General features: G+C 41.9%; 10 protein-coding genes. 3 read left to right on the top strand and 7 right to left on the bottom strand.

Annotated features, from left to right (window positions below):
* Window positions 1-4: 4 nt before the first annotated feature.
* The 5 genes from G7092_RS19800 to miaB form a co-directional block, all read right to left on the bottom strand.
* The gene (locus G7092_RS19800; protein ID WP_166091622.1) at window positions 5-1,447 is read right to left on the bottom strand and encodes a hypothetical protein; all 1,443 of its coding nucleotides are present in this window, start codon (window positions 1,445-1,447) and stop codon (window positions 5-7) included.
* 21 nt (window positions 1,448-1,468) lie between these two features.
* Window positions 1,469-1,993, bottom strand: a complete 525-nt coding sequence (locus tag G7092_RS19795) for an LptE family protein (protein ID WP_166091621.1) — start codon at window positions 1,991-1,993, stop codon at window positions 1,469-1,471.
* A gap of 5 nt (window positions 1,994-1,998) precedes the next feature.
* A complete protein-coding gene (locus G7092_RS19790) occupies window positions 1,999-3,252 on the bottom strand; it encodes a sigma-54 interaction domain-containing protein (protein ID WP_166091620.1) in 1,254 nt (417 codons plus the stop codon).
* 191 nt (window positions 3,253-3,443) lie between these two features.
* On the bottom strand, window positions 3,444-3,809 hold the full coding sequence (locus G7092_RS19785; RefSeq protein ID WP_262494189.1) for a four helix bundle protein: 366 nt from the start codon (window positions 3,807-3,809) through the stop codon (window positions 3,444-3,446).
* 48 nt (window positions 3,810-3,857) lie between these two features.
* A complete protein-coding gene (miaB, locus tag G7092_RS19780; protein ID WP_166091619.1) occupies window positions 3,858-5,327 on the bottom strand; it encodes a tRNA (N6-isopentenyl adenosine(37)-C2)-methylthiotransferase MiaB in 1,470 nt (489 codons plus the stop codon).
* Window positions 5,328-5,492: 165 nt separating this feature from the next.
* On the opposite strand from miaB, the gene G7092_RS19775 reads away from it, so the two are divergent.
* Window positions 5,493-7,358, top strand: coding sequence for a hypothetical protein (locus G7092_RS19775; protein ID WP_166091618.1), 1,866 nt, complete (start codon window positions 5,493-5,495; stop codon window positions 7,356-7,358).
* 18 nt (window positions 7,359-7,376) lie between these two features.
* Window positions 7,377-9,179, top strand: coding sequence for an AsmA family protein (locus G7092_RS19770; RefSeq protein ID WP_166091616.1), 1,803 nt, complete (start codon window positions 7,377-7,379; stop codon window positions 9,177-9,179).
* 247 nt (window positions 9,180-9,426) lie between these two features.
* Here the strand turns inward: G7092_RS19770 and G7092_RS19765 are convergent, their stop codons facing one another.
* Complete coding sequence (locus G7092_RS19765; RefSeq protein WP_166091615.1) at window positions 9,427-9,777, bottom strand: winged helix-turn-helix transcriptional regulator; 351 nt, start codon at window positions 9,775-9,777, stop codon at window positions 9,427-9,429.
* A 99-nt stretch (window positions 9,778-9,876) separates the two neighbouring features.
* Between G7092_RS19765 and G7092_RS19760 the strand changes: the two genes are divergently transcribed.
* On the top strand, window positions 9,877-10,398 hold the full coding sequence (locus tag G7092_RS19760) for a YceI family protein (RefSeq protein ID WP_166091614.1): 522 nt from the start codon (window positions 9,877-9,879) through the stop codon (window positions 10,396-10,398).
* Between the two features lie 445 nt (window positions 10,399-10,843).
* Here G7092_RS19760 and sov read toward each other — a convergent pair whose 3' ends face one another.
* Window positions 10,844-17,869: a T9SS outer membrane translocon Sov/SprA gene (gene sov / locus G7092_RS19755; RefSeq protein WP_166091613.1), complete on the bottom strand. Its 7,026-nt coding sequence runs from the start codon at window positions 17,867-17,869 to the stop codon at window positions 10,844-10,846.
* Window positions 17,870-17,882 lie beyond the last annotated feature (13 nt).

Here is a 17,882-nt window from a genome sequence, read left to right as displayed (position 1 = left end):
TATATTAATTGGTTTTCTTTTCTAACTGTTCAATTTGGGTGGCAAAGTAACGGCTTTTTTCCGGGAATTTCAACATCAATTTTTTATAAGTAGCTATTGCTTTGTGGTAAAGCATTTGGTCGGCATATATTTGTGCAAGTGTTTCGCTTACCAGGTCGTTCCGGTCCTCTGAGCTCTTTTTGGCTTTGTTCTCATTGTCCAGTTTATCCATGGCTGGCGGCCTTATCTGCGGCTCTTCCTGTATAAAGCGTTCAATGATCAAATCTTCTTTCCGTTTTACTTCGGGCCCATCCGGCTGAGGTGTTTTTTCCAACTCTTCCAATGACCGTACATGGAAAATATTTTCAACATACTGTTGTTGCAAGGCATCGGCAGCAGGCTCTTTTGCGCTATCGCTCTGTTGTATGCGGTTAGGCTGCGCGGGAGCAGGCTCAGGGCTGGAGTAAGGCTGATAAGTTGCGGCATACTCTTTACGGGTTTTATCCAACCACCACATAAAGGTATAAGGCATCTTTTCGTCATCGTATTTGGATACATTCTGGCTTTCATTATCTGCCGGGATGTTACCATTTGTATGAGTTGCGGCTACAGATACCTGCGGCGCCGGCTCTTCTTGTTTTATTTCTTCATGATGTCTTTGGTCGGCGGCTGATTTATCAAACATAAAGTAATCGCTGCCTGCTATGCTGCCTATTACCCAATCTTCCGATATCGGTTCTGGCTCGCTTGCCTTTGGTTTTTCATCGGCAACAACCGGCTCCTGCGCCTTTTCATGCTCGTGACCGGGAATATGGATATGTTCAATGCCTAATATTTCGTCATAAACATCATCTTCAATACCGTCATGAGGGTGATTGGCGGCTTTAACCGGTTCATCAATACCTCTTATTTCGTCATATACCTCGTCTTCAATTTCTCCATGAGAATGTGAAACTGAGGCTACGGGTTCATGTGATACGGAAGCCACCGGTTCGGCTGTTGCAGACTGCGCGTGCGCCTGATCATCATCGGTTTCGGCCGGAGTCCTGTTTTTGTTTACAAACTGATCTTCGGCATGAAGATCCGCAACAACGGGTTCATTGATTACTGTATTTTCAGATACCAGACCAATGTTAAAATAGTTTTCACCAGCGTGGGCAACGTTTTCACTGCTTTGGTAACTACCGCTATCTGCAGGGTGATTTACAATTTGTGTTGGTAACACTACGGCCAGGCTGTCGGCTTCGTGTGTAAGTTTGTATAAAAGTTTCGGATCAAAATAAGCAGCAGCTTGCTTAATGTCGTTGGCATTGCCGGCGCGGGCAAGCACGGCGCGCAGTAAACCGCTCTGAGGAAATTCATTAACCAGTTGCTGCAAATTATAGCTATGCTGCTGCCCCGTATTAGCCGGATTAGCCAACAATTCCAATAATATTCCGTTCTGCCTGTTATTCAAGTCTTGATCCACGTGGTTGAAAGTACGAATTGCCTACCAATTAGAAAAGGCTTTGTTAAAAATATCTTCTGTTATCTTATCAGTTATCGTTTTTATCAGGTTTTGCTCCTGCGCGCCTATATCCCCTTTATAATCCTGATAATTGGTAAATGTTTGATCAAAGTTAAGCTTTTTATCGGCAGGAGTCTTTGCGGTATTGTAAACAAATTTAACTCTTACAGTAATTGTTAACCTGTTCGCATCAGCAATAGGCGCTACGTTATTGGCTACCGCCTGGATAGAAACCGGAGCAATGGTATACCCTATAATACTGCCCGACAAGGTAGCATCCGCTTCAGCATTACGGGAAATACTTAGCCGGCTTTGGTTACGTATCCTGGTTTTTAAACCTTCGGTAAAGTTTTGGCTCAGGTTGGCTACAACCAGGGGAGCATTATTTTCAAAAAACTGCACATCAAGCGTTTTCATATCCGCCGGAATAGAAGCATTCCGGAGTGTATAGCAGGATGACAATAACAGGCTTAACGAACAAACAATAACCCCAAAAACTCTTTTCATTTAGCTTATAAATTTAATTCTTTTATTTTCCGGTAAAGTGTACGCTCTGATATGCCTAGTTCATTAGCTGCCAGCTTACGTTTGCCTTTATGTTTCTTCAACGCTTTGCGTATCAGATCTGATTCTTTTTCAATCAGCGATAACGATTCTTCTACCTCTTCGGCATCATGCGTTATATTATAGGCATCAACGTTATTATTATTGCTGCTGTTATTTACCGTATTAACGGGTTGTTGCAAAGTAAATTGCGCTTCGGGGTTTCCGGGCAGTTCAATATCGCGATATAGCTGGTTTATGGTTTGCGAATGGTTGCTGTAGTTAGCTGCCACTCCCCCATGCTCTATAATATCCGCTACCAGCTTTTTCAGTTCTACCATATCGCGTTTCATATCAAACAGCACTTTGTACAGGATATCCCTTTCAGAAAAATCCTCTTTTGGCTGATTGTCCAAACGCATGGGCAAATTGCGGTTGCTGGTTTCGTGTGGGATGTAAGTAAGCAGCGTTTGCGCGGTAATGATCCGGTCGCGCTCCAGTACAGCAAGCTGTTCGGCCATATTTTTAAGCTGCCTCACGTTACCCGGCCATGAGTAATTAACCAGTACCTGCTGGGCCTCATCATCCAGCTGAATAGGTGGCGTGCGATATTTGTCGGTAAAGTCCGATGTGAATTTTCTAAAAAGCAGGTAAATATCTTCCTTCCGGTCGCGCAGTGGTGGTATGCGCAACGGAACAGTGTTTAACCTGTAGTAAAGATCTTCCCTGAACTTGCCATTTTTTACGGCCTCGTACACATCAACATTGGTAGCCGCAATAACGCGCACGTTCGTTTTTTCTACTTTTGACGAACCCACCTTAATATATTGTCCCGATTCCAGCACACGCAACAAGCGGGCTTGTGTCCCCAAGGGCATTTCGGCAATTTCATCCAGAAAGATGGTACCGCCGTTCACCGTTTCAAAATAGCCTTTACGTTCACCAACAGCACCGGTATAGGCACCTTTTTCGTGACCGAATAATTCCGAATCAATAGTACCCTCTGGTATGGCGCCACAGTTCACCGCAATAAACGGCCCGTGTTTACGCGGACTCATCTGGTGTATAATGTGCGAGAATACTTCCTTACCGCTCCCGCTTTCGCCGGTTATCAGTACCGAAATATCTGTAGGCGATACCTGGTTAGCAATATTTATAGCCCGGTTAAGCAATGGCGAATTGCCAATGATACCAAAGCGTTGTTTTATTTCTTGTATATCCATAAAGAGATTCAAGAATCAGGACATCAAGAACCAAGACAAAAGTTTCAGCATTGAATCCTAATTCGGTTTTAACTATTACTTTTCAAAATATATTCTCTGAAATCGAATATCATCTTTTGAATTTCAATAGATTAAGAATCAGGAAATCAAGAACCAAGACAAAAGTTTTAGCATTGAATCCTAATTCGGTTTTAATCATTACTTTTCAAAATATATTCTCTGAAATTGAATATCATCTTTTGAATTTCAATAACTAATTCTAAACATTCTTTTAGTTTATCCTCAGAGCCATAAGCCCTGCGTTCACATATCAATAATTGTGTTTCTACTTCAAACGCCGATGAAAGCGATGTAGTTAAAAACTCGGCAAAGTGAACCTTTGTTCTCTTTCCAGACCCTTCAGCTATATTTGAAGGGATCGAACACGAGCATCTGTTAAGTTGATCAATCAGGTTGAAGCGTTCATCGATTGGTAATCCTTTACAAAATTCATAAGTTAAATCGGTTAGGTCCATCGACCTTTGCCAAATTTTCAAACTTTTAAAATTGTGCTTCACCAATCTTTAAGCTTCCTTTCTTGTCTCTTGATTCTTGACTTCCTGCCTCTATTCTACCACTACTCCTATCAAAGTCGCCGACGTTGTTTTTTCGATCAACACGTTCACGTACTCTCCGGGTTTGTAGTTGTCACCTACCGGGAAAATCACCATGGCGTTTTGATCGCTGCGGCCACAATAGTCTTTGTCTGATTTTTTGGAGTAACCCTCTATCAGCACTTTTTCTATCTTGCCTATGCGTGCCTGCATCCGGTAAAACGAATACTCCTGTTGCTTGGCTACAATCTGGGCCAGACGCTTCTGTTTTATTTCTTCCGGGATGTCATCAGCATAACGTTTCGCGGCCAAAGTGCCTGGGCGTTCGCTGTACTTGAACATGTAGGCAAAATCATACTTCACGTAATCCATCATGGTTACGGTGTCATAATGCTCCTCATCGGTTTCTGAACAAAAACCAGTGATCACATCGGTTGATACCGCGCAATCTGGTATAATACGACGGATAGCATCTATACGGTTGATATACCACTCCCTGTCATAAGTGCGGTTCATCATCTCCAGTATCCGGCTATTGCCCGATTGTACCGGCAGGTGAATATAGTTGCAAATGTTTTCGTATTGGTTGATGGTGTACAATACATCATCGGTGATATCCTTTGGATGCGAGGTGGAAAACCGAACCCGCAGATCAGGGTTGATCAAGGCTACCAGTTCCAGCAAATTAGCAAAATTGGTAGTGGACTCTGATGTTGTATCTGCGTTTTCATTTGACTCAGAGCCTAAAACTTCCGACTCAGAACTTGCTTTCCATTTATACGAATCCACATTTTGCCCCAGCAAAGTAACCTCGCGATAACCTTTGTTAAACAGATCTGTACACTCAGCTATGATCGACTTTGGGTCGCGGCTACGCTCACGGCCGCGGGTAAATGGTACTACGCAAAACGAGCACATATTATCGCAGCCACGCATAATAGATACAAAGGCGTTAATGCCGTTGCTATTTAAGCGCACCGGACTGATATCGGCATAAGTTTCCTCGCGCGACAGCAGTACGTTCACTGCTTTCTGGCCGCTATCAACCTGGTCAATCAGTTCGGGTAGGTTGCGGTACGCATCCGGACCAACCACTACGTCAACCAGTTTTTCTTCTTCTAAAAATTTCGATTTCAGGCGTTCGGCCATGCAGCCCAACACCCCTACCACCAGGCCGGGGTTCTTTACTTTAGCAACCGTAAATTCTTTAAGACGATTACGCACCCTTTGTTCCGCGTTTTCACGGATAGAACAGGTATTTATAAAAATAACATCGGCAAGGCTATGATCGGCAGTGGTTTCAAAACCCTGCTCGGCTAAAATTGATGCAACTATCTCACTGTCCGAAAAATTCATGGCACAGCCATAGCTTTCAATATAAAGCTTACGGCCATTGTTTTTACCGGCTACAGGTTCTAAAACCAGGGCTTCGCCCTGCCTGCTTTCGTCATGTGTTTTATCCGGAATTTCCAAATCCATCATGTATTGTAAAAATTAGTCTGCAAAAATACATAAAATTTAAATACCCAAATGACATATTGGCAGTATTTATACTAAAATCATTTTAAGCTTTTAGAGCCCTTAGCTCTGTAGTGTATTTAACAAAAATGAAGTTTTGCTGTTATACTCCTTAAATCAAACCTGTCTATGGCGCCAAACAACCTTACTCCTAAAAAACCTGTCCGCAAATGGCCTTTTATATTATTAGCTGTGATCCTGGTGATCGGAGGCTCTGTTTATTACCTCTATAAACGCTATGTTGACCGCGACCAATGGAAACCACTATTACAACAAGAGTTAAAAACTTTGGTGCTAAACGCCACAGATAGCCTCTATCATATCGATTATTCAAATTTTGACCTTAACGTGGCAACCGGCGATGCTACGCTCTCTGATTTTAAACTGGTACCCGATACCAATGTGTACAACAAACTGGTATCGCTTCAAAAAGCACCCGATAATTTATTTACCCTGCACGTAAAAAAACTGTCGATCAATAAGCTGCAAGCACTCAAAGCTTACAAAGAAAAAATCCTGAACATCAGCAATATATTCATCGAAAAACCAGAGCTTACTATTGTTAACAAACGATATCCCTTTAATGATACCGTTAAGGTGGGTAAACCGCGCAATCCCTATCAGCTTATTAAAAAAACCTTTAAAGAACTGCACATCGATTCTATTTCGCTCAAAGACATCAGTCTTACTTATCTCAACAAAAGCAACCCGGTAGTTAAACAAACCGCTTTACGCAACCTGGATATCAACATATCTGATATTGCTATTGATTCTGTTTCCAATAACGATCCTGCCCGGTTTTATTATACCAGGGGTATTGAGGTAAAAGTACACGACTATAAAATAGCCACACCCGATAGCCTGTATAATGCCGAATTTAAACAGATCAACTTTTCGACCGCCAGCAGGCAGATCGTTTTAGATGGGGTATCTTTTTTACCCAGGTACAGCAGATCGGCTTTTTACAAAAAAACCAGGCAATCGGGTGATATTTTCAGCCTCAAATTTAAGGAGATAGGCATTAATGATATCGACCTTCAACGTTTCCTGCGCGATCAGAAACTGTATGCCGGGGTAATGGATCTGGACGGAGCCAGGGTGGAAATTTATAGTAACAATCGTTATAAAGGACCAAAATCAACAAAAATTGGTAAAGATCCGCACCAGGCCCTGCAAAAAGTAGCTTTAGATATGAAGCTAAACCGCCTCAATATTAAAAACACGCAGATCACTTATCTGGAGGCTGATGAAACCTCGGAGCAAACCGGGGTAATCTCCTTTAAAAACACCAATGGCTATATCCTGAATGTAACCAACGATGCAGAGGCCAAAAAACTAAACCCTTTTATGACTGCGCATATTGATACCCGGTTTATGGGAGCAGCCAACCTGGCCGTAAATTTTAAGTTTAACCTTACTGCAAAGGATGGCGCGTTTAATTATTCGGGCACTTTGGGTAAGTTTGATGGGCGTGTGCTCGATAAGCTGGTAAAACCATTGGCCCTGGTGCATGTAGAATCTGCCGATGTACAAAAGCTTACTTTTAATGTGGATGCCAGTAATTACCACGGCAAAGGGCACCTGGAGTTTTATTATAAAAATCTGAAAATACAGCTCCTGAAAAAGGAAGCAGGTAAGGATAGCTTGCAAAAACAAGGTTTAATATCTATGTTGGCCAATGATCTGGTGATTGAAGATAATAACCCGGATAATAAAGGCGTTTTTAGACCGGGACCAATTGACCTGCCGCGCGATCCCAAAGTTTCATTTTTTAGCTTTTTATATAAAGGATTACTGGAGGGCTTAAAGCCAAGTGTCGGTTTTGATAAAAAAACCGAAAATAAGGTGAATAAAGCGGTAACAAAAGTGAGTAATTTACTGGATAAGTTTAATAAATTTAAGGCTGACAGAAAACAGAAACGTGCAGAACGAAAAAAGGAAAAGGAAGCCAAAAAAGCTGCAGAGGAACAGAACAAACAAAATAATACACCCTAAGAGAAAGAAAACCGGTAAATGGAGTTTAAGTTTTTAAAGCACAAGTGGCAAAAAATAGTTTTTAAGTTTGTGCTGATACCGGTAATCATTATTTTTCTTCTGGCATTTGTTGTTAACCGGTACTGGTCGCCTATTTTGGCCAACAAGGTTCATGATGTGGTATTAAGCAGCAGCGACAGCCTGTATAGAATTGATTTTACTGATGCCGAACTGCATGTATTGCAAGGTAAAATAACGCTTTACAATATCACCCTAAAGCCCGACACGGCCGTTTACAACCAAAAAAAGAAACAGCATCTGGCTCCCAATAACCTGGTTGAGCTGCATGTAAAGCGTCTTATCCTGTTGCATGTGCATCCGCTTAGTCTGTATTTCAGACACAAACTCAATATAGGCCGGATAATTTTAAACGAGCCCGAGGTAAACATCAGTTACCAGCTTAACCATACTAAGGATACGGTTTTAAAAGATCACCGTACGGCCTGGCAAAAGATCTCTAAAAGTTTAAAATCTATCCACATTGGGCAAATACTGCTTAATGATGTAAAATTTAAATACCACGATTATTCGGGCAATAAAGTAGCCATTTCCGAACTGAAAGAAATGAACCTGACGGCTAACGACCTGCTTATTGATTCGGCCACGCAAACAGATCGCTCGCGTTTGCTTTATTGCAAGGACGTGATAACCGAGCTAAACAATTATACCGGCAAAACCGCCAGCGGCTTGTATACTTATAAGATTAAATATCTAAAGCTCTCTACGCTCAAATCGCAGTTAAATGTAGAAGGAATGCAGCTTTTGCCGGTTAAAACAGATATATTTTTTAACAAAAGCAATAACGATCGTTTCGGTGTAGATATCGATAGCCTGCAACTCAATAATTTTGATTTTTTAAGCTATCATAAATACCGGCGGGTAACGGCGTCAAACCTGGCGTTGAACCGGGGCAGTATCCGGGTATTCAACAACCCCAATAAAACAAAGACCATAACAACTGATAAGGTAAAAACCTTTCCCAATATGATGATACAGCAAATGGGTATCGATCTGAATATTGATACCGTGCGTGTACATCATATTAATGTGGAATACTCCGAGTTCAATCATAAGTCGAACAAAACAGGTACGGTTACCTTTAATAATACCAGCGGTCATTTCTACAACATCACCAACAACAAAGCCACGCTGGCCAAAAACAATATTACTTCTGTAAATCTTACTACCTATTTCATGAACCGGGGCAAACTGGATGTTCAGTTTGCCTTTAACCTAACCGATAAAAACGCGGCCTTTACTTATAAAGGAACCCTGGGCCCCATGAGTCTGCAAACGCTTAACCCGGCAGTAATGCCGCTGGCCATGGTAAAGGCCGCTGGGGGAACCATTAAAGAGTTAAGTTTTGACATACAGGCCAATGCCAATGTATTTAAGGGCCATGTAGGTTTTTTATACAACAACCTGAAAGTAAACATATTTCAGGTCGACACGGCTAATGACCGGTTGAAAAAACGTTCGGTAATGTCGATGTTTGCCAATTTGTTCGTGCTCAAACATGATAATCCGGATAAAGCCGGACAAACACCGCGTTCGGCCAATGTGGTTTATTTGCGACCCAAAGAATCTCCTTTTTTTAAAACTATGTGGAAAACCCTGCTCGAGGGTATAAAGCCCTGCGTAGGCCTCGATGCCAAAAAGCAGCAGGAAACCAAAGCCAGGCTGGAGGAGCACCAAAAGAATAAACGCGATCACAAGGCCCGAAAAGAAGCCCGCAAAAAGCGCAAAGCCGAAAAAAAGCGCCAGAAGGAATTGAATAAATAAATAGATGCTGTTAATCGTAGTAAAGAAAAAACTATGTCATTGCGAGCGAAGCGTGGCAATCTCGTAGCTATTCTTATTAATTAGAACGCGAGGAGATTGCCACGCTTCGCAGCAATGACATGATATATAAATTTCATCCCATTGTTCTCACAGGACAACCTTGACACAAAAAGAAATTGCCTGTGAGGGCACAGGCAACGGGTAGACGGCAAAATGAATCTTGCTATCCTGAACTTGTGATGACCAATTAATCCCGCCCTGTGATCTTTTTACGGTGATTGATACCCCATTTTTGGAGCTCCAGGATCAAGTTTTCCAACGTTTTTGCATATTCTGTTAATGCGTATTCTGTCCTGACAGGAAATCCATTGATTATTTTACGGGTTATCAGATAGTGGTCTTCCAACTGTTTTAATTCATTTGCCAGTACTTTGGTCGAAAGTTTAGGAATACTGCGCTCTATTTCCCGAAAATATTTGTTGCCTTCCCAAATAGAAATCAGTATCAAAATTTTCCATTTACCATTAATTACATCTAATGAGTCCCTGACGGGCTGAAGGATTGACAAACATTCTTTATGTTCTCTCTTTTTCATCATTCTAATTTGATTACCTCCAGGTAACTGATTACCTATAGGTAACTGATTACAAAAAGTAAGCAAAACTATATAATATTGCCATGCAATCTCAAAAAGAAAATGAAAAAATTAATCACAATACTAATTATGGGTTTAGGAATGATAACAGAAACAATGGGACAAACGATCAATACAGAAAAATCAGTGGTCGAGTTCAAGATTCGTAATATGGGTGTCCGTACAGTAACCGGCACCTTCAAAGGAATGGAAGGGAACGTAAACTTTTCCGCGAACAATCCGTCTGCTTCGGAATTCGAAGTCTGTATCAAAACAGCTACTATTAATACTGAGAATAAAAAAAGAGATGAGCACTTAAAAGGCGCTGATTACTTTGACGCAGAAAAATATCCAACAATTTGTTTCAAATCATCCCAGGTTTCAAGAACCAGCGATGGTTATTTAGTAAAAGGTAAACTAATGCTACATGGAATTACCAAGTATGTAGAGTTCCCCTTTAAGTATACACAAAATGTATTTAGTGGCTCTTTGAAACTAAACCGATTAGATTATAAAATTGGAGGGGATGGGACATTTATGGTTGGGAGTAACGTAGAATTAACCATTACCTGCCGAACAGATTAATTTGGATAAACTAAAAATATAACCGGAGCCTTCAGAAAAGCCTCCATCCGTTAAGAACGATTTTGATCTCTCAAGAAATTAGTTCTCATATTGCACACCTTGCTGGTGGGATGATCGAAACAAGTTCAATGCGATGTTTGGGTATTCTTCTTAAATTTCGTATCTTTATATCAATCACGGCCCGGTTATCTTTTTCCAGATAACCGGGCTGTTTGGTTAAAGGACAAAACAAGCCCAAAACCGAGACATTAGCATATAGTTATTTGACAATCAACAAATTAATACTTTTTAAAGTTTTTAAAACACGTAAAAACGATGTTGTAATTTGTTAAAAAGTGTTAAAACGAGGGGTTTTGAACGAGTTTTCGATTGTTTTTATCCTGTTTTTGGCCAGAAAAGTGTTAAAATTTAAGGTTTAAAAAGTTTTTGAATAATTAACCCCCATCTATTGCAGCAGCAATTTAAGGTTGATGCCAAAATTGGTATATGCGGTATTAAATGTTTGCGAAGTATACGGCTTGGTAATATTCGAATCATAAAACAAGTTCAAATTAAACCGCTGGTTAATTACATAATCAATGGACGGCCGCACGGTAATATTTTGCGCTCCTGATGATATTTCGGCTTCCTGCACATCGGCCCGGTATATAAGGGTTTTATTATCGCGCAGGGAGAAATCGAGTTTAAAATTAACATCGTTATCCTTGCCCGGTCCGCTAAACCAGCCAAAGGGGAAATGGAAATTTTTGGTATGATAGCCAAAACCAAACACGATGATCCGCTCGTTTTGCTGAGCCAGTTGACTATTAAGCAAGCTCAGGCTTAACGACCGGCTTTGCCTGTATTCCACATTGGTGGTCATACTGTTCTTAAAGCGCATACTGGCACCCAGTAATGGCACAAATTGTTCAAAAATAGTTACCTGCGAAAATTGGTACTGAGGCAAAAAGTCGTTGTTAAGATCCCTTGAACTAACGGCGCCGTTTGCTTCCTGATATTGCAGTAAAGAGGTAAAACCGTTCACGTTATAGGATGAGCGGTAGCCATGACTCAGATCAAACGAGTCAAAAATATCCTGTAAAAACGGGATCTTGCTCAAGCCATTATAAGTGATTTGCCAGTTTGGTATCGGGATAGACGGAAACTGTGAAAGATTACTTTTAGCCGGGTTTTTACCTGTGTACGCAGCCAGAAAAGCCGGCACCAATACATTCTGTGAGTTTGGCCCGTAACCGTCGGCATAGCCATCGGTGCTACCCGCGGAATTTGGATTTGTTGCTCCTAATTTTTTAGAGATAATAGCGCGGCTATCCAAAAGCTTTTGATAAATAGGCGAAGTATTATCAACCCCGGTTGTTTTTTTGAAGGCAGTGGCAATAGTTAAAAACGATATGCTGTAATTACCCGTAGTTACCGGACTTAATGATTCAATACTGTTGGTTGTAGGGAGGTATTTAAAATTGGCCTGGTAATTATGATCCTGGGTTTTAAAGGCAATCAGCTCAATGCGCAGATCCTTAATAGGTTCAATAATACCCCTGAAATGCATATCCTCGTTCATGGTGGTTACATACAACTGGTTTTGCAGGGTATCCTTCGTGATCCAGCCGTTGGCTACGGCCTTGGCCCGGATATCTGCCTGACTTCCCAATAAGAACCCTAAACCCGGGGCCCCGGCATCCGAGCCAAAAAAGCCCGACTGCGGCAAATATCCTGGCAAAAATATACCCTGGGTGCGGGTATAAGTAGCGCTGAGGTTTTTGACACTAGTTAACAATCCTATCAGGAAGCCATCAAAACCGGTTTTGGTATTATTAGGATTATTGGCCTTACGTATGAACGGGAATTTATTGTACAGGGCCACCATATTTAATGTTGGGTTTAGCTGTATGGCCCTGGAGTTTTGTATGCTGTTACCCACATCATAAGTAGGATCGTTAATAGCAAACAGGGGTTGAGTTTGCCAGTTAAAATGTGCGCTGTAACGGGCTACCGTGGTTATCCAGTCCATTCCAGGTATTTTGGCGAACGGCACGTTATAGTTAAAGTTGATGGTGTGGTTGTAATTAGTGGTGCGTCCCAGTTTTTTCAGATTGTCCCACAGGGTATCCCGCTTTAAACCATTGATACGACCAGCAGGTTCATCAACCACCGACAGATTAGTTGCATCGATATCCATTTGTAATGACTTAGAAAGATTCCAGCCGATACCGTAAACCCGGGTAATATTAAAATACTTATTGAATGTGGTTGTTGGTACAGGGATAAAATTATTAGGGTCATTATCCCGCAAGGTATTTTCAGAGTAGAAGCGATCAAAATTGATACTCAGGTTTAACCTCGAAGGCAGGATACTAAAATTGATATCCCGGAAAAGCGCCAGCAGGTTGCTCTTAATGATCTTAGCAAACGGACTATAATATTTTGGTTGATTAGTGTAATTATAGGCCAGCGTCAAATTATATGTTTTTTCCAGATCGTTTTGGGTTACAAAATCATGGTGCGTATATTCTGTATAGGCGTAGGAAGCAGTCAGGTTTTCTACATCCCATAAATGATTGGGCGCATTGGGGTCTGTTCTTGCTTTATGTACATTGGTAAAGTTGATACTTCTACGCAGGGTATAATCAACAGCAGCATTGCGTATAGAGTCACGTTCCTGGCTGGAAGTGGCAGCTGCCAAGGATGCCTTGAGTTCCACATCGGGCGCACCAGGGTCATATTGTGGCATACTCGTTTGTTTCGACACATTGACATAGGTTGGTATATGGATGCCACTCTTAGCCGGGAAGAATTTTCCAAGCTCCATATTAGCGGATACATCATAAGTTTGATCGTCACTGCGGCTCCTGTCATTTAAACGGGAATCAAGAGTACCAAAACCGATAGTAGTTTTGGTGCCTGCTATGGTGATATCGGCAAAATCGGCAAGTTTGGCATCAAACCGCGCCGTTGCAGCCCATCCACCACGCTGGTCAAAATCGGTTAATCTTAGCTCGTCAAACCAAACGGTACCACTTTTATCCATCCCGTCGTCAATATTTGATGGCTGTGCGCCCTTATAGGGGTTACGTACACCCAGCATAACCGTACGCAACTTGCTCAGATCCGGCTGACCTTTGATATAAACTGTTTGATTACCCTCCACGTATTTAAACACCTGGTTGTAAGGCACATTGGAGTGGTTGCGTTTAAGCTTGGCACGGGTTAACAGATCCAGCTCCAGATCTATCGAGTTGGCGGCGGGCCATATCGCATCCGGATCGCGGGTACCAGGCAAGGTAACCTTTAAGGGTACCTGGTATTCATAGTAGTTATCCTGGTAATCAACCCCTAAACGGATAAAGGCATTCAAATCATTATCCTTCAGCTGATCGCCTTCGGCGTGTACAAACATCTGCAGGCGTTTATAGGAGCGCAGATCATTAAAAAAGGTTTTGAAGGCTGCTCTTGAATATCCATCACGCAGGCTTTTTATCTCTAACGAAAGCGATTGCTCGTTGAGTTTGGTATCTGTTTGCAGGTTATTATAATTTCGCTGACGATTAATACCTGGTGGTACTACATAAGGTATAGGCGTACGGTTACCATTTTGCTCAATACTTACTGCTTGTACATCAAGCGTAGAGTTATCAAGCGGCGGATTTGGAATGGCCGGGTCGGCAATAACATTCAGTGGGTTTCTTTCGACATTAAAAGTACGCCACTCGCCGCGTACCAGTTGCAGGGTAGCAAAACGTAGTATGGCGGTATCGGCAAAGTTGGTCATGAACATCCGCATAAAGCGAATGGCTTTAAAATCCTGGATGTTACCTACCTGTGCCTGATAATTTGTTATGGGAATCCGGAACTGGTACCAGCTAACCATTTGCGTACTGCCATTGGCCAGTTTCACAGAAGCGGTAACCTTATCACTGATATTATTTTGACCAACTACCATATCCCCAGGGCGTATAGATACCTTGTACTGGAAATATGAATCTTCCTGGCTCATATTATTATCCCGGTTGATATCTTCACCGTCGGGCAGTGAGGTAGCCGCGGAATTTTGTATTCCAAGTTCAGCCTGTGATTGTTCGGCCGTTTTGGAGTTTCCATCAGTACCGTTGTATTTACTATAACGATCCAAGATACCGGCCCTGGCCTGATCCAGATCACGACCCTGATAATACTGATAATCATCAGAAGAAGGGTCGGCCGAGAAGCTGCTGGCAGCCTGCGCGTTTAACCGGCTGGTTACCTGTTGTACGATAGGGGCAAATTTCGTTTTTTCGTCGGCATCATTTAAACCATCTAAACCCACATCCTGTAATTTGCGCGAATCCGGGTTATTATCAAAGGCGTTTATCACCGGTTGCAGTTTAGATACACGCCCCCAGTTGGTTTCATCAACCTGCGACAGGTCTCCATTAACTGGCAGGGCATTCTCTAAACTTTTACGTCCGTCTTTTAGTATATCTTCAGATATGCTACCCAGGTTAAAATACAGATCGCCGCCGGCCGAATTTGGTTTGTAAATGAAAGGGTCCATTACCCAAAACTCAATGTATGAAACGTTTAAGGATTCAAAATCATTGGTTTCCATTTTCCTGAACATACCGCCCCAGCGTGTTTTGGGGTTTTGCAATGTACCATCGTTATTAATACCGTTGGTTGTGTAGTTATATGGCCCGCGCACCGTTGGATAAAAGGCCAGGTTAAGTGTGGCAATACTTAATTGCTGTCCGGTAGCAGGCTGTTTAAACGGAAATACTTCCTGTTCAATGATCTGCCTTACATAATGATTGGAAAGCTCAGCCTTTGATATAGGGATACTACCAGTATTGGTGTAAAATATAGGGTCGATATTATAAAATGCAAGTCGGGCCCTATTGTAGCCATAACTCAAATCATTAAATAATGCTGACTCCGGAAAGAGTTGCGGAGTACCCGATATTTGCCAGGTATTGGCACTTTTTACGTCAATTACCGACTGGCTGTTTTCAAAATCATCCAGGTAGGAAGTACCATTTTTTGAGCCGGCAAAGTTCAGGGCGCTCGGACTTCCAGGCAGCAATTGCGCAAACTCGCCCGAGAAATTTATAGACGACGGAACTTTGGTATGAATAAATGGAATCTTATCAACGAGCCGCGTGAGCAATCGTGACTCTGAACTATAATTAGCATCAAAACCCCATATGGTATTGGATATCGATTCCTGTCCGGCAACTTCATTCTGATTGAGTGGTTGCTCCGTAAGGTGCATAATGGTACCACCCAGGTTAAGTTTATCATTAACGTGATAATCAAATCTTGATCCATACAACGACTTTTGCTGCACGCCAAACAGTTCATTATTTTCCAGTTTAACTGTAATGGGTTGCCCTGATGATAACAGGGCCTGATTCAATATCCGGATACGGCCAGAGTTATAATCAACGGTATAATCATTACCTTCCTGCAGCTTCAAAGAACCGGCAGTTACATTAACAGATCCCTGCGGAATATTTACGGCGTTAAGCTGATACTCTGACCCTCCCGTTGAGGTATAAGTACCTTTAATTACATATCGGTTTAAATTGGGAAAATACTGCTGTGCTATGGTTTTGGTTGAGTCATACAAAGGCTGGTATACATATCGCTTAGCCAGGTCAGACTCACCGGGCAAGAACTTTTTATTCAGATCGGAACCAAAAGGCTCCAGCACCGGGAACATGATCCGGCCGTTTTGCGAATCGATGGTGATCCCTTCCAAAAAGTCAAAATAGCCATCGGGTTGAAGGTTATTTTGTTGATTGAGATTATCGAGATCTGTGATCTGCAACCAGAGTTTTCCTTTGGTGTTTTGCCCCTCTTCCATCACCGTCTTCTCGATACCCGATTTGTCATCAAGTCTGGTAACTGTAAGTTTAAAATCGGTAGGGCTCACCTGGAAAGCGCCTAATGAGTAAATGTTTTTCATCATCAGTTTCCAGGTTGGTAAACTGGTTTTCAACAGTTCACCTTTCAGTAATTTCACGTACAATACCTTTGGAGTATTGGGATCAACCGCCACGTCGCTGCTAAACTCACCCACCTGGTATTGTTGCCCGTTAACCGTGTACTGGTAAGCTACCGCCAGCACCTCATCATTATTCAAGGGATAATTAAGCGATATATATCCCAACTGCGGGTGCAGGGTATATTCTTTATCGGTAAGCTTACGGGCATAAGTGAGTTTGGAGTAGTTATCTGTGGCTCCTGTACTTTGAAAATAACTTGCTACTGAATTTGAATTGGTTTGACGTGCATCGGCAGGTAAATTATTTAACAGAGAGTTTGATTGCTGCGCAAAACCCGGGCCTTTAAAACCTGCCGGGTAAACACTACCTCCACCTTGTATCCTTGTTTTATTATAGGGGTTGTTTTCACCCAAATCCAGGAAAGCCAATATATCTCTTGAATCGGTAGTAACATTGGTACGATTGGTAGTCCAAACCTCAATTTTGGTAATATTTACATTGGAGCTGATAATGGGTATCCGCGATAGCGCCTTATCGTAATTATCTCGAAAATACTGTGATAAAAAGAAGTGTTTATTCGCTTCATAATCGGCCGGTGTTACCCGGAACTCCCCTTGCTGTGAACCATTGGTTATAGTAATGGTTTTGGACTGCGACCGCTGCTGCGACAAAATACTGGTTACATCCAGGCGGCCAAACTTTAGTTTAGTTTTAAGACCAAACAATGCCTGACTGCCCGTGATAAGCGTGGTATTCAAAGGCATGCTTACCGTACCGGCTTCCACTTTTTGGATGATCTCATCCGGCGACCCGGTGTAATCCAGTTTTATCTGGTTATCAAACTGAAACTGCGCGTCGGTATTATAATTGGTGGTTATTTTTAATTTATCGCCAATGTTTCCGGTTACGTTTAGCTGTATCTTTTGATCGAAATTAAAATTAAACTGGTTACGCTGCCTCGTGTTAAACAACGGGTTCTGGTTTTGATTGAGCTGCCCGGCCAGTATCATTTCTGCCGATCCCTGTGGTCTTATATCAATTGTTTGGCCACCAAAAATTTGTTCAAAAGTGCGGCTGCGCACTTTGATAGATGGTATAAAGCCTGGTTGCTGAGAATCATAAGCATAATTATCGGCCAGTTGCTGATAATATATACGTTGATTTGATTTGCTTTTTAACTTTAAATATTGTGCAAATGTTAAATACTGAGGCGGGCGATATAATAAGTTACCAACTTTTTCATACAATATATACCGATTTGTTGTAGGATCGTATTCAACTGTCCGGATGAGATTGGGCGGATCAGGATCGAAAATACCTTCCCTGACCCTGAGACTTTTAGGTTCGGTTAGGTTAACGGGAGTACCCACGAGTGTCGTATCTCTTTTAGCACTCGTAACGCGTTGTTGTGCATACACACTTCCCAGCCCACTAAATGCCAAAATAAACAACACACTTATAATAATATTATAAGTAAATATTTTTATCAAAGGTCAAGTTAGA

The organism is Mucilaginibacter inviolabilis (assembly GCF_011089895.1).
GTDB classification, from domain to species: domain Bacteria; phylum Bacteroidota; class Bacteroidia; order Sphingobacteriales; family Sphingobacteriaceae; genus Mucilaginibacter; species Mucilaginibacter inviolabilis.
This window is presented reverse-complemented; position numbering and strand designations above follow the sequence as displayed.

Bases quoted from the DNA above. Each gene is read 5' to 3' on its own strand.
- G7092_RS19765 (WP_166091615.1), bottom strand. From the start codon at position 9,777: ATGATGAAAAAGAGAGAACATAAAGAATGTTTGTCAATCCTTCAGCCC.
- G7092_RS19775 (WP_166091618.1), top strand. From the start codon at position 5,493: ATGGCGCCAAACAACCTTACTCCTAAAAAACCTGTCCGCAAATGGCCT.
- miaB (WP_166091619.1), bottom strand. From the start codon at position 5,327: ATGATGGATTTGGAAATTCCGGATAAAACACATGACGAAAGCAGGCAG.
- G7092_RS19790 (WP_166091620.1), bottom strand. From the start codon at position 3,252: ATGGATATACAAGAAATAAAACAACGCTTTGGTATCATTGGCAATTCG.
- G7092_RS19770 (WP_166091616.1), top strand. From the start codon at position 7,377: ATGGAGTTTAAGTTTTTAAAGCACAAGTGGCAAAAAATAGTTTTTAAG.
- G7092_RS19795 (WP_166091621.1), bottom strand. From the start codon at position 1,993: ATGAAAAGAGTTTTTGGGGTTATTGTTTGTTCGTTAAGCCTGTTATTG.
- G7092_RS19760 (WP_166091614.1), top strand. From the start codon at position 9,877: ATGAAAAAATTAATCACAATACTAATTATGGGTTTAGGAATGATAACA.